At 71.9% G+C, this 25984-nt stretch carries 21 protein-coding genes and 1 pseudogene; 12 read left to right on the forward strand and 10 right to left on the reverse strand.

Annotated elements, in window-relative coordinates; all coding sequences use genetic code 11:
- Nucleotides 1-60: 60 nt before the first annotated feature.
- Both ACWDAK_RS30965 and dapE read right to left on the reverse strand, forming a co-directional pair.
- Nucleotides 61-870, reverse strand: coding sequence for an LOG family protein (locus ACWDAK_RS30965; protein ID WP_344638375.1), 810 nt, complete (start codon nt 868-870; stop codon nt 61-63).
- Nucleotides 871-1042: 172 nt separating this feature from the next.
- Complete coding sequence (dapE, locus tag ACWDAK_RS30970; RefSeq protein ID WP_344638376.1) at nt 1043-2113, reverse strand: succinyl-diaminopimelate desuccinylase; 1071 nt, start codon at nt 2111-2113, stop codon at nt 1043-1045.
- A gap of 185 nt (nt 2114-2298) precedes the next feature.
- On the opposite strand from dapE, the gene ACWDAK_RS30975 reads away from it, so the two are divergent.
- Both ACWDAK_RS30975 and ACWDAK_RS30980 read left to right on the forward strand, forming a co-directional pair.
- The gene (locus ACWDAK_RS30975; RefSeq protein WP_344638409.1) at nt 2299-3264 is read left to right on the forward strand and encodes a hypothetical protein; all 966 of its coding nucleotides are present in this window, start codon (nt 2299-2301) and stop codon (nt 3262-3264) included.
- Nucleotides 3265-3574: 310 nt separating this feature from the next.
- Nucleotides 3575-4336, forward strand: coding sequence for a hypothetical protein (locus ACWDAK_RS30980; protein WP_427394689.1), 762 nt, complete (start codon nt 3575-3577; stop codon nt 4334-4336).
- Between the two features lie 48 nt (nt 4337-4384).
- On the opposite strand, the gene dapC is transcribed toward ACWDAK_RS30980, so the two are convergent.
- Both dapC and fdxA read right to left on the reverse strand, forming a co-directional pair.
- On the reverse strand, nt 4385-5530 hold the full coding sequence (dapC, locus tag ACWDAK_RS30985; RefSeq protein WP_344638378.1) for a succinyldiaminopimelate transaminase: 1146 nt from the start codon (nt 5528-5530) through the stop codon (nt 4385-4387).
- A gap of 8 nt (nt 5531-5538) precedes the next feature.
- Nucleotides 5539-5862, reverse strand: coding sequence for a ferredoxin (fdxA, locus tag ACWDAK_RS30990; RefSeq protein ID WP_344638379.1), 324 nt, complete (start codon nt 5860-5862; stop codon nt 5539-5541).
- Nucleotides 5863-5997: 135 nt separating this feature from the next.
- Between fdxA and ACWDAK_RS30995 the strand changes: the two genes are divergently transcribed.
- Both ACWDAK_RS30995 and ACWDAK_RS31000 read left to right on the forward strand, forming a co-directional pair.
- The gene (locus ACWDAK_RS30995; protein WP_344638380.1) at nt 5998-7035 is read left to right on the forward strand and encodes a GNAT family N-acetyltransferase; all 1038 of its coding nucleotides are present in this window, start codon (nt 5998-6000) and stop codon (nt 7033-7035) included.
- 48 nt (nt 7036-7083) lie between these two features.
- A complete protein-coding gene (locus ACWDAK_RS31000; RefSeq protein WP_344638381.1) occupies nt 7084-7944 on the forward strand; it encodes a SirB1 family protein in 861 nt (286 codons plus the stop codon).
- Between the two features lie 34 nt (nt 7945-7978).
- Here the strand turns inward: ACWDAK_RS31000 and ACWDAK_RS31005 are convergent, their stop codons facing one another.
- The 5 genes and pseudogenes from ACWDAK_RS31005 to ACWDAK_RS31025 all read right to left on the reverse strand — a co-directional run bounded on the left by ACWDAK_RS31005 (nt 7979) and on the right by ACWDAK_RS31025 (nt 13992).
- Nucleotides 7979-8551 (reverse strand): response regulator transcription factor, encoded by a 573-nt coding sequence (locus ACWDAK_RS31005; RefSeq protein WP_425557736.1) that lies wholly within the window; start codon nt 8549-8551, stop codon nt 7979-7981.
- A 29-nt stretch (nt 8552-8580) separates the two neighbouring features.
- The gene (locus ACWDAK_RS31010) at nt 8581-9843 is read right to left on the reverse strand and encodes a sensor histidine kinase (RefSeq protein WP_344638383.1); all 1263 of its coding nucleotides are present in this window, start codon (nt 9841-9843) and stop codon (nt 8581-8583) included.
- Between the two features lie 8 nt (nt 9844-9851).
- Nucleotides 9852-10574, reverse strand: coding sequence for an ABC transporter permease (locus ACWDAK_RS31015; RefSeq protein WP_344638384.1), 723 nt, complete (start codon nt 10572-10574; stop codon nt 9852-9854).
- Between the two features lie 215 nt (nt 10575-10789).
- A pseudogene (locus ACWDAK_RS31020) lies at nt 10790-11719 on the reverse strand (ABC transporter ATP-binding protein); the annotation flags it as partial.
- Nucleotides 11720-11868: 149 nt separating this feature from the next.
- On the reverse strand, nt 11869-13992 hold the full coding sequence (locus ACWDAK_RS31025; protein WP_344638386.1) for a S9 family peptidase: 2124 nt from the start codon (nt 13990-13992) through the stop codon (nt 11869-11871).
- Nucleotides 13993-14305: 313 nt separating this feature from the next.
- Here ACWDAK_RS31025 and ACWDAK_RS31030 point away from each other — a divergent pair, with 313 nt between their 5' ends.
- The 8 genes from ACWDAK_RS31030 (at nt 14306) to ACWDAK_RS31065 (ending at nt 25600) form a co-directional block, all read left to right on the forward strand.
- Nucleotides 14306-14500: a DUF2304 domain-containing protein gene (locus tag ACWDAK_RS31030; protein WP_344638387.1), complete on the forward strand. Its 195-nt coding sequence runs from the start codon at nt 14306-14308 to the stop codon at nt 14498-14500.
- Between the two features lie 102 nt (nt 14501-14602).
- A complete protein-coding gene (gene mshB / locus ACWDAK_RS31035; protein ID WP_344638388.1) occupies nt 14603-15559 on the forward strand; it encodes an N-acetyl-1-D-myo-inositol-2-amino-2-deoxy-alpha-D-glucopyranoside deacetylase in 957 nt (318 codons plus the stop codon).
- The gene (locus ACWDAK_RS31040) at nt 15556-16017 is read left to right on the forward strand and encodes a DUF6113 family protein (RefSeq protein WP_344638389.1); all 462 of its coding nucleotides are present in this window, start codon (nt 15556-15558) and stop codon (nt 16015-16017) included. The genes mshB and ACWDAK_RS31040 overlap by 4 nt, the downstream gene beginning before the upstream one ends.
- Before the next feature lie 338 nt (nt 16018-16355).
- Nucleotides 16356-19040, forward strand: a complete 2685-nt coding sequence (locus tag ACWDAK_RS31045) for a hypothetical protein (RefSeq protein ID WP_427394690.1) — start codon at nt 16356-16358, stop codon at nt 19038-19040.
- Between the two features lie 545 nt (nt 19041-19585).
- Nucleotides 19586-20563, forward strand: a complete 978-nt coding sequence (locus ACWDAK_RS31050) for an ABC transporter permease (RefSeq protein WP_344638391.1) — start codon at nt 19586-19588, stop codon at nt 20561-20563.
- 49 nt (nt 20564-20612) lie between these two features.
- Complete coding sequence (locus ACWDAK_RS31055; RefSeq protein ID WP_344638392.1) at nt 20613-21608, forward strand: ABC transporter permease; 996 nt, start codon at nt 20613-20615, stop codon at nt 21606-21608.
- On the forward strand, nt 21605-23755 hold the full coding sequence (locus ACWDAK_RS31060) for an ABC transporter ATP-binding protein (protein ID WP_344638393.1): 2151 nt from the start codon (nt 21605-21607) through the stop codon (nt 23753-23755). Before ACWDAK_RS31055 ends, ACWDAK_RS31060 begins: the two co-directional genes overlap by 4 nt.
- A gap of 144 nt (nt 23756-23899) precedes the next feature.
- Nucleotides 23900-25600 (forward strand): ABC transporter family substrate-binding protein, encoded by a 1701-nt coding sequence (locus ACWDAK_RS31065; RefSeq protein WP_344638394.1) that lies wholly within the window; start codon nt 23900-23902, stop codon nt 25598-25600.
- Nucleotides 25601-25690: 90 nt separating this feature from the next.
- Here ACWDAK_RS31065 and ACWDAK_RS31070 read toward each other — a convergent pair.
- Nucleotides 25691-25984 (reverse strand): oligopeptide/dipeptide ABC transporter ATP-binding protein (locus tag ACWDAK_RS31070; RefSeq protein ID WP_427394691.1); only part of this gene is annotated, 294 nt, incomplete at its 5' end.

The following is a 25984-nucleotide window of genomic DNA, read 5'->3' on the forward strand; positions in this document are numbered from 1 at the left end:
GTCCGTGGAGGGGCGGGGCTCGCGCCGCTCCCCCGCGCCCCTGCCGGTGCGACCGGCCGCTCAGACGTCACCGTTGGGACGGCGGCTCGCCGCCAGGATCTCCACGATCTCGTCCACGTCGTCGGTGACGTGGAACAGTTCCAGGTCCTGCGGGGATGCCTTCTTCTCGGCGACCAGGGTGTTCTTCAACCACTCGACCAGGCCGCCCCAGTAGGCGCTGCCGAAGAGGATCACCGGGAACCGGGTCACCTTCCTGGTCTGCACCAGCGTCAGCGCCTCGAAGAGCTCGTCCAGCGTGCCCAGTCCGCCCGGCAGCACCACGAAGCCCTGCGCGTACTTCACGAACATCGTCTTGCGGACGAAGAAGTACCGGAAGTTCAGCCCGAGATCGACGAACTCGTTGAGCCCCTGCTCGAACGGCAACTCGATGCCGAGGCCGACGCTGAGTCCGCCGGCGTCCGAGGCGCCCCGGTTGGCGGCCTCCATCGCACCGGGCCCGCCACCGGTGATCACCGCGTAGCCGGCCTGCGCCAGCGCCCGCCCGATCGCCACCCCCGCCGCGTACTCGGGCGAGTCCACCGGAGTGCGGGCGGAACCGAACACGCTGATCGCGGCCGGGAGTTCGGCCAGCGCACCGAAGCCCTCGACGAACTCGGAGGTGATCCGCCAGACCCGCCACGGGTCGGTGTGCAGCCAGTCGGTCGGTCCGGTGGTGTCGAGCAGCCGCTGGTCCGTGGTGCCGGTTCCGACCTGGTCGCGGCGCAGCAGAACCGGGCCCTTCTGCTTCTCCGGCCAGGCCTTCTTCCGCTCGGGCGCGTCGGCCCGCTCAGGGCCGTGCCCGTAGTGCTTTTCCTCTCCAGTGCCTGTCATGGCGAAACCCTACGCCCGCCGCTCCGGCTTTTCGGGGAACAGCAGGAGAACGCAGGAAGGCATCGGGGTTCACCGGACCGACGTCCCCGGCCCGGCCGCGCACTCGCCCCCGACCGGGCGTCCGGTGGGCCCAAGTGCCTTGGCGAGCCGGGCACTCGGGCCCACCGGACGCTCAGCCCAGCCAGGCCCGCAGCCGCTCCTCGCACTCGGCGATCGCGCTCAGCGAGCAGTGCTCGTCGCGCTTGTGCGCCAGGTTCGGGTCGCCGGGGCCGTAGTTGACCGCGGGCACGCCGAGCGCGCTGAACCGGGCCACGTCGGTCCAGCCGAACTTGGCGCGGGCCTGACCGCCGGTCGCCGCGAGGAAGGCCTGCGCGGCGGGCCGGGCGAGACCGGGCAGCGCCCCCGGCGCGTGGTCGGTGACGGTGACCTCGAACCCGTCGAAGACCTCGCGGACGTGCGCCTCGGCGTCCTCCATGCTGCGGTTGGGCGCATAGCGGAAGTTGACGGTGACCACGCACTCGTCGGGGATGACGTTGCCGGCCACACCGCCGTCGATGCGGACGGCGTTGAGGCCCTCGCGGTACTCCAGGCCGTCGATCTCCACCCGCTGCGCCCGGTACGAGGCGAGCCGACCGAGCACCTCGGCGGCGTGGTGGATGGCGTTGTCGCCGAGCCAGCTGCGGGCCGAGTGGGCCCGGGTGCCGGTGAGTCTGATCTGCGCCCGCAGGGTGCCCTGGCAACCGCCCTCGACCACGGCGCTGCTGGGCTCCATCAGCACCGCGAAGTCGGCCTTCAGCCAGTCGGGGCGCTCCCTGGCCAGATGGCCGAGGCCGTTGCGGGATGCCTCGATCTCCTCGCAGTCGTAGAAGACGTAGGTGAGGTCGTGGTTCGGCTCGGTGAGCGTGGCGGCCAGTCGCAGCTGGACCGCGACACCCGACTTCATGTCCGAGGTGCCGCAGCCGTAGAGCAGGTCGCCCTCGACGCGGGAGGGCAGGTTGTCGGCGATCGGCACGGTGTCCAAGTGACCTGCCAGCAGCACCCGTTGGGCCCGGCCGAGATCGGTGCGGGCGACGACGTTGTTGCCGTACCGGTCGACGGCGAGATGGGGGTGGGCCCGCAGCGCGCTCTCGACCGCGTCGGCGAGCGCCTGCTCGTCTCCGCTGACGGAGGGGAAGTCGACGAGCCGGGCGGTCAGCGCGCCGCCGTCGAGGGTCAGGTCCAGAGGCGAGTGAGGGCTGCTCATGGACGCCTAGCGTAGCCGCGACCGTCCAGCCGCAGGCTCGCCGCATGTGACACCGGCCACGTCCGCACCCTGTTGGGAGCCGTGTCCCCCGAGGGCCTGCGCAACCGCCTTCCCCGTACAGCCGTCCGAGTGGGTACGGTGTGCGAGCGCACAGACGCGAGGCGAGAGGGGAAGCGGTGACCGAGATGGCAACGGGCGAGCAGGACGGCGAGGCGGGCGTCCGCCGCCGGCGGCCGGTGCGCCGGGTCCTGATCGGTCTGCTGGCCCTCGCGGTGCTGGCGGGCGTGGTGGTCTACCTCAACCGGGACCGGCTGATCGCGCCGCCGGAGGGCTGCACGATAAACACCGCGGCCGGCAAGGGCACGCTCGACCTCGCGCAGGCGGCCAACGCCGCGACCATCGCCTCGGTGGCGATCTCCCGCGGCCTGCCCGAACGCGCCGTCACCATCGCGCTGGCCACCGCGATGCAGGAGTCCAAGCTGCACAACATCACCGGCGGCGACCGGGATTCGGTCGGCCTGTTCCAGCAGCGGCCGTCCCAGGGCTGGGGCACGGTGGACCAGATCATGGACCCGGTGTACGCCACCAACAAGTTCCTCGACAGCCTGGTGAAGATCCCCGGCTACGCCCGGATGCCGCTCACCGACGCGGCCCAGCAGGTGCAGCGCAGCGGCTACCCGCAGGCGTACGCCAAGCACGAGGGCAACGCCACGCTGGTCGCCTCGGTGCTCACCGGCCGCGAGCCGGCCGCGCTCAGCTGTGTGGTGGACGACCTGACCGTCCCCTCGCCGTCCCCCTCGGCCGGCGCCACGGCGCAGCCGCTGGACGTCGGCGCGCGGGTCCGCCGCGAGTTCGGCAAGACCGTCAGCTCGGCGCCCGCCGCCAAGGCCGACAACGACCCGCGTACGGTGATCGCGCTCACCCCGCAGCCGGCCACCAGCACCGACTCCGGCCCCGACGCCCTGAGCCAGAGCGGCTGGGCGGTGGCCCAGTGGTCGGTGGCCCAGGCGCGGCAGCTGGGCATCGGCGCGGTGGCGTACGACGGCAGGATCTGGCGGGTGGACCGGCCGAACGACGGCTGGAAGACGAGTGCCGCCGCCCCTTCGACGGACCGGGTGCTAATCACCCTGGGCACGCCAGGCAAGAGCTGAGGCCCGTTGACCCGCGGTTGACCGGCCATCCTTCGAACGGGTGATTCCGGTCAATCCCGATCGACGTCCGACCCCGGTTCCGCCCACTCCGGGCGGGCACCGGGCCGCGACTTGGGCCCCCTTGTGCCGCAAGGGAGGTGACGTTTCCGCAGGCGTCCGCCGGTTGGCCGATCCGTCCGGATTGCCCCAAAAACGATCGTCCGATCTTTAAAAACGCTTGACCCGTACAGCCCGAAACCTTCTCGCTCCTCCAGCGGTATTCACGTCGTCCGTTCGCCGGACGGTACGAACCTCACCACTTAGGAGCACCATGTCTCTCCCCCTCACGCGCCGGATCGCCCAGGCCGCGCTGCTCGTCGCGGCCGGTGCGGCACCTCTCGTCGGGGCCGGGTCCGCCTCCGCCGCCGACCTGGTGCCCCCGACGAGCGACCTGGGGGCCGGGCTGACCCAGCTGGACTCCGCTCCGGACTCGGCCGGCACGGTGGAGGAAGCGACCCACCAGGCCGGCGAGGCCCTCGGCACCACCGGCGCCGCCACCGTGCAGGCGGGTGTTCCGGCCACCGCCGACGCCGCCGGCAAGACGATCGCCAAGGCACTGCCCAACGCCGACCACTCCATCGGCAGGGTCGCCGGCCCCACCGCCAGGACCGCCGCCGTCACCGGTGCGCTCACCCAGGTCGCCACCAAGGCAGCCGACAAGGCCCTCCCGGTGCTGACCGAGCGGCTCGCCCCGGTAGCCGGCAAGGCACTGCCCGAGCTGCCCGGTACCCGCACCGTGCCCAGCACCCGCGGTGCCTCGGCCGAGCTGGAGCACCTCACCCACTCGGTCCCCGGCGGCACCACCGTGGCCAGCGCGCTGCCGACCGGTGGCGTGCCGAACACCGACACCGTCACCGACCAGCTCCCCGGCAGCCTCCCCAAGGCGGCACCCCTCACCGACGCGCTCGGCCGGCTGACCGGCCACGCCGACACCCACCGCCTCGGCGGCCTGCCCGACCTCGGCAGCGGCAACCCGCTCGACTCGCTCGGCCTCGGCCCGATCGGCCAGATCCTCGGCGGCCTCGGCCGCTGACCCGCCACCGGCCTCCCGCCCGGAACCGGGCGGGAGGCCTTTCGCACCTCAGCGGGTGAGCCGCTCAACCGCCGCCCGCACCCGCTCGTCGGTCGCCGTGAAGGCCACCCGGACGAACTGCCCGCCGGACGGGCCGTAGAAGTCACCGGGCGCCACCAGGATGCCCAGTCGGGCCAGTTCGGCCACGGTCTCCCAGCAGGGGCGGTCCTGGGTGGCCCACAGGTACAGGCTCGCCTCGGAGTGCTCGATCCGGAAGCCGTACGCCTCCAGGGCGCCGCGCAGCGCGGTCCGCCGCGCCGCGTACCTGGCCTTCTGCTCGGCCACGTGCACGTCGTCGCCGAGGGCCGCGATGGTGGCCGCCTGCACCGGGGCGGGCACTATCATGCCGCCGTGCTTGCGGATCTCCAGCAGCTCCCTGATCACCACCGGGTCCCCGGCGACGAACGAGGAGCGGTAGCCCGCCAGGTTGGACCGCTTGGAGAGGGAGTGCACCGCCAGCAGGCCCTCGTGGTCGCCCCGGCACACCTCCTGGTCCAGCACCGAGGCCGGATCGGCCTCCCAGCCCAGCTCCAGGTAGCACTCGTCGCTGACCAGCAGCACCCGGTGCTCGCGCGCCCACGCCACCGCGCGGCGCAGCTCGTCCCTGGACAGCACCCTGCCGGTCGGGTTGGAGGGCGTGTTCAGCCAGAGCAGCCGGACCCGCGCGCCGTCGAGCTCGGCGATGTCGTCGTACTCGACCGGCTCGGCGCCGCACAGCCGGGCGCCGACCTCGTAGGTCGGGTAGGCCAGGCGGGGGTAGGCCACCTGGTCGCCGGGACCGAGGCCGAGCTGGGTGGGCAGCCAGGCGACGAGTTCCTTGGAACCGATGGTGGGCAGGATCGCCTCGGGCCCGATCTCGGCGCCGGCCCGGCGGTTCAGCCAGCCCGCGATCGCCCGGCGCAGCTCCAGCGGGCCCCAGACAGTCGGGTAGCCGGGGGTGTCGGAGTGGGCGGCCAGCGCCTTCTGGATCACCTCGGGGACCGGGTCCACCGGGGTGCCGACCGAGAGGTCGCAGATCCCGCCGGGGTGCTCCAGGGCGGTGCGCTTGTACGGCTCCAGCTTGTCCCAGGGGAAGACCGGCAGCAGGTCCGAGACGCGGCGCGCCGCTCCCGGGTGACCCGGGAGCGGCGCGTGCGGAGTGTCAGTCGTGCTCACTCAGTTGCTCACTCTTCGCCCTGCGGCGGGAGGGCCGCGATGAACGGGTGGTCCTTCTCGATCAGGCCGAGCTTCGAGGCGCCACCCGGCGAACCGAGGTCGTCGAAGAACTCGACGTTCGCCTTGTAGTAGTCCTTCCACTCCTCCGGGGTGTCGTCCTCGTAGAAGATCGCCTCGACCGGGCAGACCGGCTCACACGCACCGCAGTCGACGCACTCATCCGGGTGGATGTACAGAGAGCGCTGGCCCTCGTAAATGCAGTCGACCGGGCACTCCTCGATGCACGCCTTGTCCTTGACGTCGACACAAGGCTGCGCGATGACGTAGGTCACGCTTTCGTTCCTCCTCGGAAGGGCTGGCGCCCCAAACTGTTTGCTCTTGCTCGCGTGCGCGGGTGAGCGCGGTGTCGTCGATGCCCGCCCTAGTATCGCGGGTCAGAGCACGCAAATGCACAGGAGGTGCCCCAGATGACAGGCCAAGATCCGGCCGACCCCCGTCCCGAGGTCCGGATAGACCGCTCTGACGTGGGACGACGGGTCTCTGTCCGGCGCCTTTCGGAGTTCGTGGACGGCCGTCCGGTGTTCCGTGATGTGATCGGCGTGCTCGAATCCTGGGACGACCAGGGGCTGACCGTCGTCCCGCGGGACGGCCGCCCGGTCTCGTTCCCCGAGAAACTGCTGGTCGCGGGCAAGACCGTGCCGCTCTTCCCGGCCCGCCGCGCGGCCCGGATGCCCGAGGCGGACCCGGTGGAACTCCAGCGTATCGCCGCGCGCGGCTGGCCCGCGGTGGAGCAGCAGGCGCTCGGCGAGTGGACGCTGCGGGCCGCGTCCGGATTCACCCGGCGGGCCAACTCGGTGCAGGCGCTGGGCGATCCCGGGCTCCCGCTGCCCGAGGCGCTGACCGCGGTCCGGGACTGGTACCGGCTGCGCCACCTGCCCGCCTACGTCGAAGTGACCGTCCCCGGTTCGCCCGAGGGCCTGATCGCCGAACTCGACCGGCTGGGCGCCCGGTACGCCCCCACCCTGGTCCGCACCGCGCCGCTGGCCCCGCTGAGCCGGCTGGCAAGTGGCCACAAGGGGGCACCCCCGGCCGAAGGCTGGGGGAGGGTCCGGCTCTCGCGCACCGCCGGGCCCGACTGGCTCGCCCAGTACCGCCGGGTCACCGCCGACGCCGAGCTGGAGCGGGCCGCCGTCCGGGTGCTGCACGGCGGGCCCTCGGTCTGGTTCGCGACCGTCCCCGGCCCCGAGGGCCCGCTGGCGATCGGCCGCTGCGTGGTCGACGGGCCGTGGGCCTGCTTCGGCGCGATCGAGGTCGCCCCGTACGCCCGCCGCGCCGGTCTGGCCACCGCCGTGATGGCGGTGCTCGCGGCCCGGGCCGCCGAGGAGGGCGCGAGCGGCGCCTGTCTCCAGGTGGAGGCGGAGAACACCGCCGCGATCGCCCTCTACGACCAGCTCGGCTTCCGCACGAGTCACACTTACCACTACGCCCAGCTTCCCCAGCGGTAGGACCGGCCCCCGCGGCAGTACCGACCCCCGGACCGACGAAGGCTTCTGTTGACCGAGCAGAGCAGATCACGTTTCCGTGCCGAGGCCCGGGCAGAGCACCCCGATCCGGTGCTGCTCTGCCTGCTGGCCGCCGCCGAGCACACCCTGGCCGACCCGGACGCGCCCGCCACCCTGGACGAGCTGCTGACGGCCTGCCGGGTCGCGCTCGACCGGCACGCGGCGGCCGTCCGGCAGGCCGTGGCCGAACGCGCCCCGGCCACCCCGGAGGAGACCGCGGCGCTGCTCGCGGCCGTGCTCGGCGGGCGGGAGCGCTTCCACGGCCGCCCGGCGGACTACCGGCGGCTGGAGTCCTCGCTGCTGCCGGACGTGCTGCGGCGGCGCCGCGGGCTGCCGATCATGCTCTCGCTGGTCTGGTGCGCGGTCGCCGACCGGGCCGGCCTCACCGTCCGCGGGGTCGCCCTGCCCGGGCACTTCATCGTCGCGGTGGGCGGACCCGCCGGAGGCGAGGAGTACGTGCTCGCCGATCCCTTCCACGGCGGGCGGCTGCTCGACCGGGACGACGTCGAGCAGCTGGTCGCCGCCGGCGGGCACCAGTTCTCACCGGAACTGCTCACGCCCGCACAGCCGTTGGACACCGTCCTGCGGGTACTCGGCAACATCCGCAGCTGGGCTGCCGACCGTCCCGAGCACGCCCGCACCCAGCTCTGGGCCACCGAGCTCGCCCTGCTGCTCCCCCGCCACCCGGCCAGCCTGCGGCTGGAGCGGGCCGAACTCCTGGTCCGCACCGGGCACTTCCTGGCGGGGGCGGCCGAGATGGACGCCTACGCGGAGATCCTGGACGCCTTCGACCCCGAGTCCGCCGACCGCGTCCGCCACGAAGCCCGCGCCGCCCGGCACCGCCTCAACTGACCGGGTCCCGGGGGCCGTGGCCGCCCCGGGCCGGTCAGAGCCAGCCCTTGTCCTTGGCCACCCGGACGGCCTCCGCACGGTTGCGGGCCGCGGTCTTCTGGATCGCCATCGACAGGTAGTTGCGCACGGTGCCCTCCGAGAGGTGCAGCCGTCTGGCGATCTCCGCGTTGACCGCGCCGTCGGCCGCCGCCGCGAGCACCTCCCGCTCCCGGGCGGTCAGCGGATTGGCGCCCTCGGCCAGCGCGGCGGCCGCCAGCGCCGGGTCGATCACCCGCTCGCCGCGCAGCACCCGCCGGATCGCTTCGGCCAGTTCGGACGCCGGGGCGTCCTTCACCAGGAAGGCGTCCGCCCCGGCCTCCATGGCACGGCGCAGGTAGCCGGGACGCCCGAAGGTGGTCGCGATCACGACCTTCGTCCCCGGCCTGCGCCGGCGCACCTCGGCCGCCGCGTCGATCCCGGTCATCCCGGGCATCTCGATGTCCAGCACGGCCACTTCGACGTCATGGGCCTCGACCGCGTCCGCGACCTCGTCCCCGCGCGAGACCTGCGCGACGACGTCGATGTCCCCTTCGAGGCCGAGCAGCGCGGCGAGCGCCTCGCGCACCATCCCCTGGTCCTCGGCCAGCAGCACTCTGATCACCGGGGCACACTATCGGCCGCGGCGACCCGCCCGCTCGCGAGCGTGTGGACCGGCACCAGCGCCCGCAGCCGGAAGCCCTTCCCGCGCGGTCCCGACCCGGTCTCCAGGCGGCCGCCGACCTGGGCGAGGCGTTCCTGAAGACCGGAGAGGCCGTTGCCCGGAGCGGACTTGCCCGGACCGCGGCCGTTGTCGGTGACCTCCAGGACGGCGTAGCGCTCGCCCTCGCCCTCCCAGGTCTCGTCCATGGTGACGGTGCAGGCGGTGGCGTCGGCGCCGTGCCGGACGATGTTGGTGACGGCCTCGCGCAGGGCCCAGGCGAGCACCCCGGCCTCCTCGTTGCCGAGGCCCGGGTGCTCCTCGGCCACCGAGTGGTGGGCCTCCAGGGTGATCTGGGCGGTGGTCAGGGCAGTCCGGGCCGCCGCCAGTTCGACCGGCAGGGTGGGCCTGCGGTAGCCGCCGACGGCCTCCCGGACGTCGATCAGGGACTGGCGGGCGACCTTCTCGATGTCGGCGACCTGCGCCCGGGCCTGCTCCGGCTTGTCGGAGTCCATGAAGCGTCCGGCCAGTTCGCTCTTCAGCGTGATCAGCGAGAGCGAGTGGCCGAGCAGGTCGTGCAGGTCGCGGGCGAGCCGCAGCCGCTCCTCGGCGGCGGCCAGGTGGGCCACGGCGGCCCGGGCCTCGCGCAGCTCGCGCATGGTGGCGATCAGCCGCTGCAGACCGGTCATCGCCAGGCCGCCGAGGAAGCAGGGCAGGATGATCGAGGCCATGGTGTCGAGGTCCGCACGGATCAGCAGCGAGACGGCCAGCGCCAGTGCGGTGGTCCCGGCCACCCCGGGCAGTCCCAGCCTGACCGGCAGCACGGTCGCCACGCACACCGAGCAGTAGGTGAAGAGCGTCAGCCACGGCTGGCCGAGCCCGAAGGAGGTGCTCGTGGCCAGAGTCACCATCAGCCCGACGATCAGGTAGCTGCCGCGCCAGTTCTCCGACCGGGTCGAACGGGCGGCGACCAGACCGATGTACGCGACCAGGAACGTCGCCAGGGCCAGTGCCCCGGCCACCACGGCGGCCGTACCGTGCCTGCCGCTCGCCAGGTCCTTGACCGGGTAGACCAGGTAGATCATCCACAGCAGCATCCAGGCGATCTTGACCACCAGCTGGCGCCGGGTCTCCACCCGGCCACCGGGAATGCTGCCGTACGACTCCGACTGCCCCTCCTCCCCCGACTCGACGGGGCGGAAGGGCGGCGAGACGTTGGACATGGCGGACATCATGCCTGCTTGGTGTCCTTGTGGTACAGATGGGCCGCGACGGCGACGAAGACCACCAGGAAGCCGGCCAGCCCGCCCACCGCGACGGTGTCCAGCGGGTGTCCGGGCTGGGTGAAGGTGGCCAGCTGGTTGTACAGGTACACCGGGTTGAACCGGGCGAAGCTCTTCATCGAGCCGGTCACCGGGAACCAGGTGCCGCCGAAGAGCGCCATCAGCATGTAGATGATCATGACGATCGGCTGCACCGAGTCCGGCGCCGCCGCGTAGCCGAGTGCCACACCCAGCGCCGCGAAGACGAAGCTGCCGAGCCAGAGCGCCAGCCCGAGCCCGCCCCACTGGGCCGCCGACAGCCGGACCCCCTCGACCGCACCGATCGCGAAGACCACCGCGATCGCGGGCAGCGTGGTCACCGCGCAGGACGCGATCTTGGCGGCGGTGTAGGCCCGCCCGGGCAGTGCGGTCAGTCGCAACTGTCGCACCCAGCCGCTCTTGCGCTCCAGCGAGATCCGTTGGGCGCTGTTGCTGAGCACCGCGCCGACCGCGCCGAAGGTCGCCATCGACACCATGAAGTACGACTTCGCCGGGGTGCCGCCCGCCACGCTCCCGCCGTGGTACGCGTTGATGAAGAACACGTACAGCAGGCCCGGGTAGAGCAGGCTGACCAGCAGGTAGCGCTTGTTGCGCAGGGTGCGCATGATCTCCAGCTGGATCAGGGTGGTCATCGCTTGCCCTCCTCGGCGGCGGAGTCGTCGGCGGCCGCGTCCTTCCCCCAGCCTTCGGGCCTGAGGGTCCCCCCGGCCGAAGACTGGGGGAGGGTCCCCCCGGCCGAAGGCTGGGGGAGGGTCCCCCCGGCCGAAGACTGGGGGAGGGTCCCCCCGGCCGAAGACTGGGGGAGGGTCCCCCCGGCCGAAGACTGGGGGAAGGGTGCCCCCTCGCCGGTGATGGTCAGGAAGGCCTGCTCCAGGCCCAGGCTGGTGACTTCGAGGCCGCGCGGGAAGAGTCCGGCCCGGTAGATGGCGGCGACCGAGGCGTCGGCGTCCCTGCTGCGGATCCGTACCGTCCGGACGCCGTCGATGCGGCCGGTGACGTCCAGGCTCACCGTGCCCGGCAGGGTGCGCAGCAGCGACTCGTCCGCGGCCGGGTCGGCGGGGTGCAGCTCGAAGGTGATCCGGCGGGCACCGGCCCTGGCCTTGATCTCCGCCGGGGTGCCGTCGGCGATCAGCCGTCCCCGGTGCAGCACCAACACCCGGTCGGCGATCGAGTCGGCCTCCTCCAGGTAGTGGGTGGCGAACAGGACGGTGCGCCCGGCGTCGGCCTGCGCCCGCATGGCCGCCCAGAACTGCCGGCGGACCGAGACGTCCATGCCGGTGGTCGGCTCGTCCAGCACCAGCAGGTCGTTGGCGCCGGCGATCGCGAGGGCGAAGCGCACCCGCTGCTCCTGGCCGCCGGAGAGCCGGTCCGCCTTGCGGTCGGCCAGCTCGGTGATGCCCGCGCTCTCCATCACCTCGGCCGGGCGGCGACCGCGCGGGTGGACGTCGCAGGCGAGCTTCACCAGTTCGCGGACCAGGACGTCGCCCATCAGTCCGCCGCTCTGCAGCATCGCGCCGACCCGGCCGGCCTCGATCGCGGCGCGCGGGGTGCCGCCGAACAGCGAGACACTGCCCTGGTCGGGCTCGCGCAGGCCGAGCAGCAGATCCAGACTGCTCGACTTCCCGGCCCCGTTCGGCCCCAGCAGGGCCACCGTCTCACCGGGCCGCAGCACCAGGTCGAGGCCGTTGACCGCCCTCACCTGGCCGTAGCTCTTGCTGACGCCCCGAAAGGCGGCGACCTCCTCGTCCGCCCTGAGCCCCGCCGTGACCGCGCTCATCCGTCCCACACCCTTCCCGATCACCTGACCTGCTCAGGCTCCCGCGACGGGGGTGCCGCCGGGCAGTGTGCACCGTCGTGTCCTCGCCATGACGGATGTCATGGGTCCCGGCCGGCGACGGGGGCGGCAGTCGCCGGCCGGGACGGCGGTCAGCCCGCCAGCGCCTTCTCCAGGAAGTCGACCTGGAGCAGCAGCAGGTTCTCCGCGACCTGCTCCTGCGGCGTCATGTGGGTGACCCCGGAGAGCGGCAGGACGCTGTGCGGCCGCCCGGCGGCGAGCAGCGCGGAGGAGAGCCGCAGCGTGTGCGCGGCGACCACGTTGTCGTCGGCGAGGCCGTGCACGATCAGCAGCGGGCGCTCCAGCCCGGGCGCGCCCTCGATCAGCGAGTTGGCCGCGTACACCTCGGGCCGCTCGCCGGGGTGGCCGAGGTAGCGCTCGGTGTAGTGGGTGTCGTAGAGCTGCCAGTCCGTCACGGGGGCGCCGGCGACGCCCGCGTGGAACACGTCCGGGCGGCGCAGCACGGCGAGCGCGGAGAGGTAGCCGCCGTACGACCAACCGCGGATGCCGACCCGGCCGAGGTCGAGCGGGTACTCGCCGGCCAGCGCCCGCAGGGCGGCCACCTGGTCGTCCAGGGTGACCCCGGCGAAGTCGAAGGCGACGGACTTCTCCCAGGCCGGGCTGTTGCCGGGGGTGCCGCGTCCGTCCGCGACGATCACGGCGAAGCCCTGGTCGGCGAACCACTGCGAGGTCAGGTGCGGGTTGTGCGAGCGGATCACCCGCTGGCCGTGCGGCCCGCCGTACGGGTCCATCAGCACGGGCAGCAGGCCGTCCCGCTCCCGGTCGTAGCCGGTGGGCAGGAAGACCGCGCACGGGATCCGCCGCTCGCCCGCGAGCGTGAACGCCGGCCGGGCGGTGAGCAGCGGGGTCTCCGCGTAGGAGGCGATGGTGGCGACCGCCTCGTCCTCCCGCAGCACCTCGACCCTGGCACCGGCCCAGGCCGGGTCGGCGGAGGAGAGCACGGTCACTCCACCCGCCCTGACGGCCGCCACCACACCGGCCTCGCCGAGCGCGACCGGCTGCGCGCCGTCCTCGAGGCCGATCGTGAACGCGCCGATAGCGCCGGGCTCCAGGACCGCGTGGTCCGCCCCGGCCGAGGCGCTGAACAGCACGCCGTCCGCACCGACCGAGACCACCGAGCGCAGGTGCAGTTCGCCGCCGGTGACGGTACGGTCGCCGATCACCAGGGCACGGGCGCCGCTCTCGTCACTGATCCGCACCAGCCGCCCGTCGGGGGTCCAGGCGGGGACGCCGGAGAAGAGCTCCAGCCAGGCCGGGTCGTGCTCCTCGGCCAGCAGCTCGGTTTCACCGGTGGCCGGGTCGACCGAGCGGATCTGCTGGCTGCGCTGGTCCCGGGCCTGGACCAGCAGCAGCGGTGCCCCGCCCGTCGACCAGTGCACCCGGGCCAGGTAGGGGAAGGCCGCACGGTCCCAGTTCACCTCGGTGCGCGAGCCGTCCAGGCCGAGCAGCCAGAGGCCGACCTCGGCGTTGGGCGTGCCCGCCGCCGGGTAGGCGATCTCGGCTGGGGTGCTGGCGGGGTTGGCCGGGTCGGCGATCCACCAGCGGCGGACCGGCGCGTCGTCGGCGCGGGCGACCAGCAGCCGGTCGCTGTCCGGGGACCACCAGTAGCCGCGGTCGCGGTCCATCTCCTCCTGGGCGATGAACTCGGCCTGGCCCCAGGTGATTCCGTCCCGCTCGGGCTCGGCCAGGGCGCGGTCCCCGCTGCCGTCGGTGCGGGTGATCCGCAGCTGGCCCAGGGTGGTCGCATAGGCGACGTACGCACCGTCGGGCGACGGACGCGGGTCCAACAGGGGCCCTGCGGCGGGGAGTTCACGGGCGGCACCGGTGGCGGCGTCGGCGGTGAACAGGCGCCCGGAGAGCGCGAAGGCGGCCACCGCACCGGCGTCGTCCAGGGCGTAGCCGACGATCCCGGCGGCGCCCTCCCGGCTGCGCTCGCGGCGGGCCTTCTCCTCGGCGGAGAGGTCCTCCTCGCCGCCGCCGAGCAGGACGGCCGGATCGGCGACGATCCGCTCCGCGCCAGTGGCGGTGTCGAGCGCCCAGAGCAGGTTGGCCCGGTCGCCGCCGGTCCTGGAACGCAGGAAGAGGACCCGGGAGCCGTCGGGTGCGACGGTGAAGGACCGGGGCGCGCCGACGGTGTAGCGCAGGGTCCGGGCGTACTGCCGGGGGAAGGTGTCCGCGGGTGTGTCGGTGGTCATGGCACCGAACCATACGGCCTGCCCGACACGGTGATCACTCGTTCGGAGCAGCGCCCCGAAGAGACTCGGCACGGCCCCTTTCCCGCTTCCCGCCGGGCCGTGCGCCCCATGGACGCACCCGCGCCCCGACCATGCGGACTCACGGAAAGTAATGCAGCCCTCACTGATCGGGTATTCCTTGACTGGTCGATTCGGAACCGCCGCGTCCAGGTGTGCCCGCACCCCGCGTCCGACTGGGTCGAGAGCTTGTCCCGCACGTCCCGACCGCCGTCCTCGCCGAGGGCGGCGCACCCGAGGAAGGGTGTGAGCCGTCATGGCCTTGTCCGTCTCCGCGGCAATGCTGATGCTGGTCATCGTGGTGGTCCTGATCCGCCGATCGGGGCTGAAGCTGGCGCATGCGATCGTCTGCGCGCTGCTCGGCTTCTATCTCGCCTCCAGCTCGATCGCCCCGTCGATCCAGGCGGTGACCAGCAACCTGGCAGGGATGCTCAATGGCCTGAAGCTCTAGCCGGCCGGTTGGACGGCGAAGAGCGGGAGCGGCCCGATGGCCCCCACCCACGGACGGTCGCCGGGCGCCGCCGCCCCGGCTCCGGTCGCTAGGCTGCTGTCCATGACCTCTGCCACCGACCGGCCGACCCGGCGCCTGCTGCTGGTGCACGCCCACCCCGACGACGAGTCGATCGGCAACGGCGCCACGATGGCGCGGTACGCCGCCGAGGGAGCCGAGGTCACCCTGGTGACCTGCACCCTCGGGGAGGGCGGTGAGGTGATCCCGCCCGAGCTGGCCCATCTGACCGCCGACCGGGACGACACCCTGGGCCGGTACCGGATCGACGAGCTGACCGGGGCGATGCGCGCGGTCGGCGTCGCCGACTTCCGCTTCCTCGGCGGGCCCGGACGCTACCGGGACTCCGGGATGATGGGCGTGCCCGAGAACGACGACCCCCGCTGCTTCTGGCAGGCCGACCTGGACGAGGCCGCCGGCCACCTGGTCGCGGTGATCCGCGAGGTGCGGCCCCAGGTGCTGGTGGCGTACGACGAGCGGGGCGGCTACGGCCACCCCGACCACATCAAGGCGCACCTCGTCGCCATGCGCGCCCACGAGCTGGCGGCCGACCCGGCCCACCGGCCCGAGCTGGGCGCGGCCTGGCACATCGCCAAGGTCTACTGGACCCGGATGCCGCGCTCGGTGATCGAACGGGGGCTGGCCGAGGCCGCCGTCCGCGGGCTGTTCCCCGGGGTGGCCCAGGTGTCTGACATCCCGGGCGTGGTGGACGACGAGGTGATCACCACCGTGTTCGACGGGACTGCCCACGCCTCGGCCAAGACGGCCGCACTGCGGGCACACCGCACCCAGATCGCCGTGGACGGCGAGTTCTTCGCGCTCAGCAACGACCTCGCGCAGCCGATCGTGACGACCGAGTACTACCAACTGGTCCTTGGCGAACCGGGTGGCGAGCGGCCCGAGACCGATCTGTTCGCCGGCCTCGACGTGGCGGAACCCGCCTCCGGACGGGAACCGGCCGGTTCGGAGCCGGCCCCCGCGAGTGCGGAGTCCCTCCGGTGAGCCCCTCCCCGAAGGGCGCGCCCGCCGGGCGCAGCCTCCCCGCCAAGGTGCTCGGATCCCAGGCCGAGCGACTGGCCGAGCCTCAGCCGCCGCGCGCCGGACGGATCGTGGCCTACGTCGTCCTCTTCCTGCTCGGGCTGGTGGTCTCGCTCTGCGGCTGCTTCGTACAGGCGCTCTGGCCGCCGTTCGGGATGCTGCTGGCGGTGGCCGCCAGCCTGGGCCTGTTCTACGGCGGGCTCAGGCTCACCGGCACCAAGCTGGGCGCCGGTGCACCGCTGGGCGGCTGGTTCCTGATGCTGTTGGTGCTGATGAGCCCTCGCCCCAAGGGCGACTTCGTCCTCTCCGCGGACCCCACCTCGTACGCCTACCTCTTCCTCGGCGCGGTCGGCGGCGTGATCTGCGCCACCCTGCCGACCCGGGGTGGGTTCGGGCTCGGGGTACCGGGGCCCAAGCGCTGAAACCTCCGCGACGAGCAGTCAGAGTGCTCCACACGTACGCTCATATCGGAGGAACCCGGACGTATCAGGTTCTATCCGAACCAGTTCACCGTGCACTTCTTCCCAGTAAGGTGGTGCAACGGCAGAACCGCCCCGGACGATGCGGTGCACGGGACGAGCAGGTAGCTTCGCCCAATCGCAAGGCCGGCGGCTTGCCGCAGCCAACACGATAAGAAGACTGGTGTCGGAGGGGTTGTCCGGTCCAACGCGCGGCAGTAGTCGCCGCACGGCCGGGCTGACGCCCCACAACCCGCGGTCGCCGTTCCACAGCGCGGCTGCGAACCCGGAGCAGAGCAGCATTGAGCAGCCGCGAATCTGACAGCGCGTACCCGCCGCGCCGGCCTGGGGGCAACTCCGGCCGGCGACCGGGGGAGGGGCCGGACGCGTATCCGTCGGGCACCCCGCCGTACGGCACGGGTCTCCCGGGCGGCCACGCCGCCGATCCGTTCGGCCCTGGGGGCACCCCCGGCCGGAGGCTGGGGGAAGACCCGGCTGCGACCGAGCCGGGGGCGGACGACGACACGCCGAAGACCGAGACCACGCTGACCACCAGGATCCGGATCAACATCCCCGGCTCCCGGCCGATCCCGCCGGTGGTGATGCGCAGCCCCGTGAAGAACGAGGAGAGCGCCGCCCCCGCCGAGCCGTCCGGGCCGAACGGGCCCCGGCACCGCTCCGCCACACCGTCCTCGCCCGTGCTCGGGGTCATGGACCCCGACCCGCGGGCCTCGACGCCGCCGAACCTGCCGCCGGAGTGGCAGAACGCCGGCCAGCAGGCCGCACCCCAGCCGCAGAGCGGCTCCTCGGACTCGACCGGCGAATGGTTCCGGCCGCGCCAGCGGGGCCGGCAGCAGGACGCCGGGCCGGCGCCGACCGGTCCGGGCGCGGGCGTCAGCGCGGCGATGGCCGGTGCGGCCGCCGGAGCGACCGCGGCCGGTGCGCGCAACGAGGGCGGGCGCCCCGGCGGTACCGCCACGCAGACGGGCCAGGAGCGGATGCCCGGGCAGGAGCCCGCGCCACGCGGTCAGGGCGCCCCGGAGCAGGGTCTGCCGGGCCGTGCGGACCAGGCGCGGCCGGGTGCGGGCGGTGTGCCCGGGGCCCGGCCGGCGGGCCCGCAGGCCTCCCCCTTCGCGGCGGACGGTCAGCAGCGGCAGCCCGACGGGTTCGTCCAGGACGCCGGCCGCGGCGGTGCGTTCGGTGCGGGCGGGCCGGCCACCAACGACCCGTACTCCGCCGCCCCGTACCGCGAGAACGCCGTCGAGCCCGGCCAGGGCTTCCCCGCCGCGGGTAACCGGCAGGCCACCGACCCGTTCGCGCCGGGCCCGGCGCGCGGCGGCCGCTTCGCGGGCGCTCCGGCCCAGGCCGACCCGTTCGCCGCCGCGCCCGCCAAGGGCGACCCGTTCGCGGGAAACCCGGTCCCGGGCGGGCGCTTCGCGGGCGGTCCGGCACCGGCTGACCCGTTCGCCACCGGCCCCGGGCAGACCGACCCGTTCGCCACCCGCCCCGGGCAGGGCGACCCGTTCCGCACCGAGGCCGCCGCACCGCGCCGTCGGGCCGCGCCCAAGCAGGCCGACCCGGCCGGCGGTCCCGGTTCCGCCGCGGGCGAGCCGGAGGACACCCAGATCGGCGGCTTCGAGCCGATCGGCCAGGACCCGCAGCACGGCGGCATATCCGGGCTGCCCGCGGCCAACCGGTTCGGCGCGGCTCCCCCGCCCGCGGCCGGCACCGACCCCTTCGCTCCGGGCCGCCCGGGCGCGCAGGCCACTTCGACCTCCGACCGGCCCCACCCCTTCCCCGACGGCAGGCCCACCCAGGGCCGCTTCGCCGAATCGCCGGGCTTCGAGGCGCCCGCACCATTCCCCGGCGTACCCGGCGCACCGGCCGGCCCGCCCTTCGGAGCTGCCCCGAAGGGCGCCGAGCCGGGCGGCAACGCCGAGGCCCCGGCCTCCCCGGAGGCCGGCAAGAGCGCCGGTCCGGACGCCAAGGCGCCGCAGCCGAAGGCCGCCTCCGGCTCCTCCGCCCCCGCCAAGTCCCGCGGCGGCCGGGTGAAGAAGCTGGCCGGATACGCGGTCGGCGGAGTGCTCTTCGCCGGCGCCGCCGCGTACGGAACCGGCCTGATGCTCAATCAGTCCGACATCCCCAAGGGCACCACGGTGCTCGGCACGGACATCGGCGGCGACTCCCGCGACCAGGCGGTCAGCACGCTGGACAGCTCGGTCGGCAAGGCCGGGCAGCAGCCGCTGAAGCTCAAGCTCGGCGACCAGACGGTCAACCTCGACCCGGCCACCGCGGGTCTGAGCTTCGACACCACGGCCACCGTGGACGGGCTGACCAAGCACACCTACGATCCGGTCGCGGTGATCGGTTCGCTGAGCGGCGGCAGCACCGCCGTCGAGCCGCAGGTGAAGGTGGACCGGGCGAAGCTGAAGGCCGCGCTCCAGACCCTCAGCGGCAGTTCGGCGCAGGGCCTCCAGGAGGGCTTCGTCCGCTTCACCGCCGCCGGCCAGACCGAGGTCGTCCCCGGCAAGGCGGGGCAGGCCGTGGACGCCAACGCCGCGATGGACCTGATCGAGCAGGCGTACCGGGACCGGGCCGCGGGCAAGCCGGACGCCGTGGTGACCGTCCCGGTGGCCGCGGCCCAGCCGAAGGTCACCGAGGACGCCCTGAGGGCCGCCGCCGACAGCCTCGGCAAGTCGGTGCTGAACGGCACCGTCACGGTCTACGCGGGCACCAAGAGCTTCGACTTCGGAAAGGTGACCGCCAGTCAGGCGCTCACGCTGGCACCGGACGACTCCGGCAAGATCGTCCTGAAGTGGGACCTCGACAAGCTGAACGACGCCCTGAAGAAGGTCTCCTTCGACAAGGTCAAGATCAAGAAGGACGGCGCCCCGGTACAGGTCACCCCCCAGGACGTCGCGGACGGCATCGCCTCCGTCATCGACAAGACCGCCGCCAAGGACCGGGTCTACCGCTTCCAGGTCTGACCCGCCCGCCGCGCGACCGAAGGCCGGGACCCGTTCACTGGTCCCGGCCTTCGGCGTTCCCGCGCCATCGATCCAACGATTCCATATATCCACATATCGGACATATGTTTTTCATCGCGGACACCTCAATTCATCCACTCATTGATCCGCGAAAGCTGGCGAATTCTCGCCATTGGCGACTTATGGCCGGACATGCCGCCATCGTCGCGCAGTAGCGGAATCCTGTGCTCCGGCGGCATTGGAGCCCGAAATACGCCCCTCAGCCGGGGTTGGAGCCGAAGAACCTACGGTCAAAACGGTCTTCGACCTGGAGGATTGCGCCCAGCGTTACCAATATTTGATCCGGCGCCAGTCGACAAGCGTTCACCTGGTTAGCAAGATGTGGCAGCGAGCCGTCCTACAGCGGCTGCCGTATTTCTGACCAACAGTCCGACCTCCGAGACGCCCCTCAGCATCAAGTGCGGGACCCGCCATCCTCACGGATCGCGCCGTCGGGGCCCTTGTGCAGTCGGCGAACGCGGGACCGCACGAGGGAGAGAACCACCTTGGGTCGCTATTTGCTGCGCAAGCTGGCCAATAATCTGATTTTGGTCGTCCTTGCCGCCTCCCTCTCATATTTCGTAGCGGGCCTGAGCCTGCACCCGCAGGCGAACTACGAAGGTCGCAACCCCCCGATCCCCAAGGCGACCATCGCCAAGACGCTCGATGACGTGAACATGAACCCGGACACGCCGATCGTCACCCGGTTCGCCACCTGGGCGGAGGGCGTCGCGCACGGCGACCTGGGCAAGACCATCGACGGTTCGTCGGTCAACGACGAGGTCGGCCGCCGGCTCGGCGTCTCGACCCGCCTGCTGCTGCTGGCCACCCTCCTCGGCTCGGTCGGCGGTGTCGCGGTCGGCGCGGTCGGCGCCATCAAGCAGTACAAGTTCTTCGACCGGTTCAGCACACTGGCCTCGTTCTTCATCCTGGCCATGCCGGTCTTCATCCTCGGCCTGTTCCTCAAACTGGGGACGATCCAGCTGCTCGGAGCGGGCACCATCCACTTCACCGGTGAGACCGACCCCGAGTTCGCCGGCCGCTGGGACTTCGCCGCGCTGGGCAACCGCGCCGAGCACATGCTGTTGCCCGGTCTGACGCTGATCCTGATCCAGGTCGCCCTCTACAGCCGCTACCAGCGCAGCACCATGCTCGACGTACTGGGCAGCGACTTCCTGCGCACCGCGCGGGCCAAGGGCCTGCGCCGCCGCACCGCACTCGTCAAGCACGGTCTGCGGACCGCGATCCTGCCGGTCGTCCCGCTGCTGGTCTACAACATCGTTCTGCTGTTCGTCGGCGCCACGTTCACCGAGAAGACCTTCGGCTGGCACGGCATGGGCGAGCTGCTGGTCAACTCCATCACCCGCAACGACGTGAACGCGACGGCGGCCGTCTCGCTGTTCACCGCCGTGCTGGTGCTGATCGCGGGATTCCTCTCCGACCTGATGTACGCGGCGCTCGATCCGCGCGTCCGGGTGCGCTGACGCACCCGACGCAGCATCACGTCCCTTACTCAGCAGAGGAGAAGAACTCATGAGCGACGCAACGACCGAGAAGCCCAAGACCGCCAAGCGGCAGAGCCGCGCCAAACTCACCATCCGCCGCTTCGCCCGCAACCGGCTGGCGCTGGCCGGTCTGGCCGTCCTGGTCATCCTCTTCGTGATGGCCTACGGCGGGCCGCTGGTGGACAAGTACGACTATCTGCACCACGACTACATGGCATTCAACGCCCCTCCGGGCGGCGACCACTGGTGGGGCACCAACCAGGGCGGACAGGACCTCTTCGCGCTGACCATGCGCGGCCTGCAGAAGTCCCTGGTGATCGGCCTCCTGGTCGGCATCATCAGCACCCTGGTCGCGGGCGCCGTCGGCGCCGTCTCGGCGTACTACGGTGGCTGGGTCGACCGCATCCTGATGTGGGGGGTCGACCTGCTGCTGGTGCTGCCGTCCTTCCTACTCGTCGCGGTGCTCTCGCCGCTGTTCCAGAAGGCCAGCTGGCTGATCTTCGTGGTGCTGCTGGCCGCGTTCAGCTGGATGATCACCGCCCGCGTGGTGCGCTCGATGACGCTGACCCTGAAGGACCGCGAGTTCGTCAAGGCCGCCAAGTACATGGGCGTGTCCGGACCGGTCATCATCTTCCGGCACATCCTGCCGAACATGGCCTCGCTGCTGATCATCGACATGGTGATCCAGGTCGGCGCCGCGGTCATCGGTGAGAGCGGCCTGTCCTACTTCGGCTTCGGCATCCAGGCGCCGGACGTCTCGCTCGGCACGATCATCGCCGACAACACCACCAACGCCCCGGCCTACCCGTGGCTGTTCTACTTCCCGGCCGGCTGCCTGGTGCTGATCGGTATCGCGGTCGCCTTCATCGGCGACGGTCTGCGCGACGCCCTCGACCCGAACGCCTCCGGCGCCAAGGCCAAGGCCAAGAAGCTCAAGCCCGCGGGCACCAAGAAGGCCGGCCAGGGGCTCCCCAACCAGCTGCAGGGTCCGAGCACCTCCTCCGACGCGCTGAGCGCGTCATGACGGCCGCGGCCAACTCCTCGCAGCCCTCGGACAGCACCCGTACCAAGGAAGGACTCCGACCGGTGACCGACTCCCGGCTGGACAAGTCTCAGCCCATCCTCGACGTCAGCGACCTGGTCGTCTCGTTCCCCAGCGAGGCCGGACCGGTCCGCGCGGTGCGCGGTGTCTCGTACACCGTCCGCCCGGGCGAGGTGCTGGGCATCGTCGGCGAGTCTGGCTCCGGCAAGTCCGTCTCCTCGATGGCCGTGCTCGGCCTGCTGCCCGACTCCGCCGCGGTCACCGGCTCGGTCAAGCTGGGCGGGCGTGAACTGCTGGGCCTCTCGGACGGCGAGATGTCCAAGATCCGCGGCAAGGACATCGGCATGGTCTTCCAGGACCCGCTGTCCGCGCTCACCCCGGTGTACAGCGTCGGCACCCAGATCATCGAGGCGCTGCAGATCCACCAGCAGATGACCAAGGAGCAGGCCCGAGAGCGGGCCATCGACCTGCTCAACACGGTCGGCATCCCGGACCCCAAGCGCCGGGTGGACAACTTCCCGCACGAGTTCTCCGGCGGTATGCGCCAGCGCGCGATGATCGCCATGGCGATCGCCAACGACCCCAAGGTGATCATCGCCGACGAGCCGACCACCGCGCTGGACGTGACCATCCAGGCCCAGGTACTGGAGGTCCTGAAGAAGGCTCAGGAGCTCACCGGCGCCGGCATTTTGATGATCACGCACGACCTCGGCGTGGTGGCCGGCTTCGCCGACCGCGTCCAGGTGATGTACGCGGGCAAGCCGGTCGAGTCCGGCGACGTGGACGAGGTGTACTACTCCCCCCGGATGCCGTACACCATCGGCCTGCTGGGTTCGATCCCGCGGCTGGACGACACCGAGCGCCGCGCGCTCACCCCGATCGAGGGCACGCCGCCGTCCATGGTCGAGCTGCCCCAGGGCTGCCCGTTCGCGGCCCGCTGCCCGATCGCGATCGACCGCTGCCGCGAGGTCGAGCCGGAGCTGTCGGTCAAGGAGGGCGGCACGCACCCGACCGCCTGCCACCGCAGCCACGAGCTGGGCGACACCCTGGACCCGGACGCCATCTACCCGGTGCCCGAACTGCCCGAGTCCTCCGACCTGGAGCAGCGCCCCCGCGGCGAGCGTGCCACGGTCCTGGAGCTGGACAACCTGACCAAGCACTTCCCGCTCAGCAAGGGCGCGATCGTCAAGCGCAAGGTCGGCGTGGTGCGCGCGGTGGACGGCATCTCGCTGGAGATCCGCGAGGGCGAGACGCTCGGCCTGGTCGGCGAGTCCGGCTGTGGCAAGACCACCACCCTGCTGGAGATCCTGGACCTGCCCAAGGACCAGGTCGGCACCGTGACGGTCTTCGGCAAGGCGACCAAGAACATGAACCGGAACGACCGCAAGGCGCTCCGCCGGGACATGCAGATCGTCTTCCAGGACCCGATGGCGGCGCTGGACGCCCGGATGCCGATCGGCGACATCCTCGCCGAGCCGCTCAAGACCCACGGCTGGGACAAGGCCCGGATCGCAGCCCGCGTCCCGGAGCTGCTGGAGCTGGTCGGCCTCAACCCCGACCACGCCGACCGCTACCCGCAGGAGTTCTCCGGCGGCCAGCGGCAGCGCATCTCGATCGCCCGGGCCCTGGCCCTGGAGCCCAAGTTGGTGATCCTCGACGAGCCGGTCTCCGCCCTGGACGTCTCCATCCAGGCCGGTGTGCTCAACCTGCTGGACGAGCTCAAGAGCAGGCTCGGACTCAGCTACCTGTTCGTCGCCCACGACCTCTCGGTGGTCCGGCACATCGCCGACCGGATCGCCGTGATGTACCTGGGCCGGATCGTCGAGATCGGTGAGACCGACGCGATCTTCGACAAGCCGTCCCACCCGTACACCCAGGCCCTGCTCTCCGCAGTGCCGCTCCCGGATCCGCGCCGTGAACGCGAGCGGACCCGGATCCTGCTCACCGGCGACCTGCCGAGTCCGGCGGACGTACCGAGCGGCTGCCGGTTCCGCAACCGCTGCCCGAAGTACCTCACGCTCGACGAGCGCGACCAGCAGCGCTGCCGCGACGAGGACCCCGCCAGCGCGAAACTCGCGGACGACCACTCGGCCGCCTGCCACTTCGCCAAGGCGCTGGAAGTGATCTGACCCCACCGAGCCCCACCTCAGGGCGTCCTGCACCACCAGTACAGCCAAGTCCAGTACAGCCGTAGTCGTTCCACCGGCACCTCCCGTCGCCAATGACGCTGCCGGGTCTACTCCCACACATCCGTAACCACCAGGGGGAATCCCTTGAAGCCCAACCGGATCCCGGTCGCGCTGGTCGCCACCATCGCCGCCGCCTCGCTGTCGCTGACCGCCTGCTCCAGCAGCAAGAGCGACGACTCCGCCGCCCCGGCCGCCTCCTCCGCGCCGAAGCCGACCCAGACGGCGATGAACGCCAAGGACCGCTCCGCCCTGAAGCAGGGCGGCACCCTCAACTGGGCCATCGACCAGATGTCCAGCCAGTGGAGCCCGCTGGAGGCCGACGGCAACGAGTCGTCCACCATCGACGTGGCCAAGGCCCTCTTCCCGACCTTCTGGCGCTCGGACGCCGGTGGCACCCAGACGCCGAACAAGGCCTACCTGGTGGACGCCAAGTCCGAGGTGAAGGACGGCAAGCAGGTCGTCACCTGGACCCTCAACCCGAAGGCCAAGTGGTCCGACGGCACCCCGATCACCTGGGAGGACATCCAGGCCAACTGGCAGTCCCAGAACGGCACCAACAAGGACTACAAGGTCTCCTCGACCTCCGGCTTCGACCAGGTCGAGAGCGTCGTCAAGGGTGTCGACGACTACCAGGCGATCATGACCTTCAAGGCGCCGTACGCGGACTGGCAGGGCATGTTCAACAGCGTCGCCAACGCGCCGCTGCTCCCGGCCAAGTACATTTCCACCCCGGACCTGTTCAACACGGCTTTCGTGAACAAGATCCCGGCCACCGCGGGTCCGTTCAAGCTGGACAAGATCGACCAGACCGCGAAGACCGTCACCGTGGTGGCCGACCCCGACTACACCGGTGACAAGCCGCTGCTGGAGAAGATCGTCTACAAGGCGATGGACACCAACACCATGCCGCAGGCCTTCGCCAACGGCGAGATCGACTTCTTCAACAACGGCCCGGACGCGGCCGGTCTGAAGCAGATCCAGGGCACCGCCGACGGCGAGGCCCGGATCGCGGGCGGCCCCGACTTCCGCCACGTCATGCTCAACGGCAAGAGCCCGATGCTGACGGACCCGACGGTCCGCCAGGCGATCTTCCAGGCGATCGACCGCGACACCATCGCCAAGTCCGATCTGAACGGCCTGAACTGGCCGCCGGCCGCGATGAACAACCACTTCCTGGTGCCGACCCAGAACGGCTACAAGGACAACTCGGGCGGTCTGAGCAAGTTCGACCCCGAGACGGCCAAGAAGACGCTGGACGCGGCCGGCTGGAAGATGGACGGCGACGTCCGCAAGAAGGACGGCAAGGAGCTCGCGCTCAAGCTCGTCATCCCGGCCGGTGTCACCACCGCCACCAACGAGAGCTCGATGATCACCCAGATGCTGCAGCAGGTCGGCATCAAGGTGACCACCTTCACCGCCCCGTCGGACGAGTTCTTCGACAAGTACGTCTACAAGTACGACTTCGACATGACCGTCTTCGCGCTGCTCGGCAACCCGTTCGCAGCCAGCTCGATGATGCCGCAGTACAAGCAGGGCGGCGGTGCCAACTACAGCCAGGTCGGCAGCGACGCCCTGGACAAGGCGCTGGACGGCGCCGTCGCGGCCCCCGACACCGCCGGCGAGCTCGCCGGGCTGGACAAGGCGGACGCCGAGGAGTGGAAGGTCGCCGGTCTGCTCCCGCTGTACCAGCGTCCGGCCATCTACGGCGTGAAGAAGAGCATCGCCAACCTCGGTTCCCCGGGTCTGTCGGACTACATCTTCGAGAACATCGGCTTCACCAAGTGATGTTCCGGCCCTGAGCCGCTCAACGGGACGGGCCCCGGAGGGATTTCCCTCCGGGGCCCGCCCCGTTGAGCGGCGTCACACCGCCCTGCGCTACTCGACCTCGCGCTCCGCGGCGCTCTGCTCGACCTCGCACTCCGCGGCGAAGTGGCACGCGGACTCGTGCGCGGCCGGCCCCTCCAGCGAGGGCACCGCGAGCAGCGGCACCTCCACCGCGCACCTCTCCTCGGCCTTCCAGCAGCGGGTGCGGAAGCGGCAGCCCGAGGGCGGGTTGGCCGGCGAGGGGATGTCCCCGGACAGGATGATCCGCTCACGCCCGTCGCGGCCGGTCGGGTCCGGCACCGGCACCGCCGACAGCAGCGCCTGGGTGTACGGATGGGTGGCGTG

Source organism: Kitasatospora sp. NPDC001175, assembly GCF_053598215.1.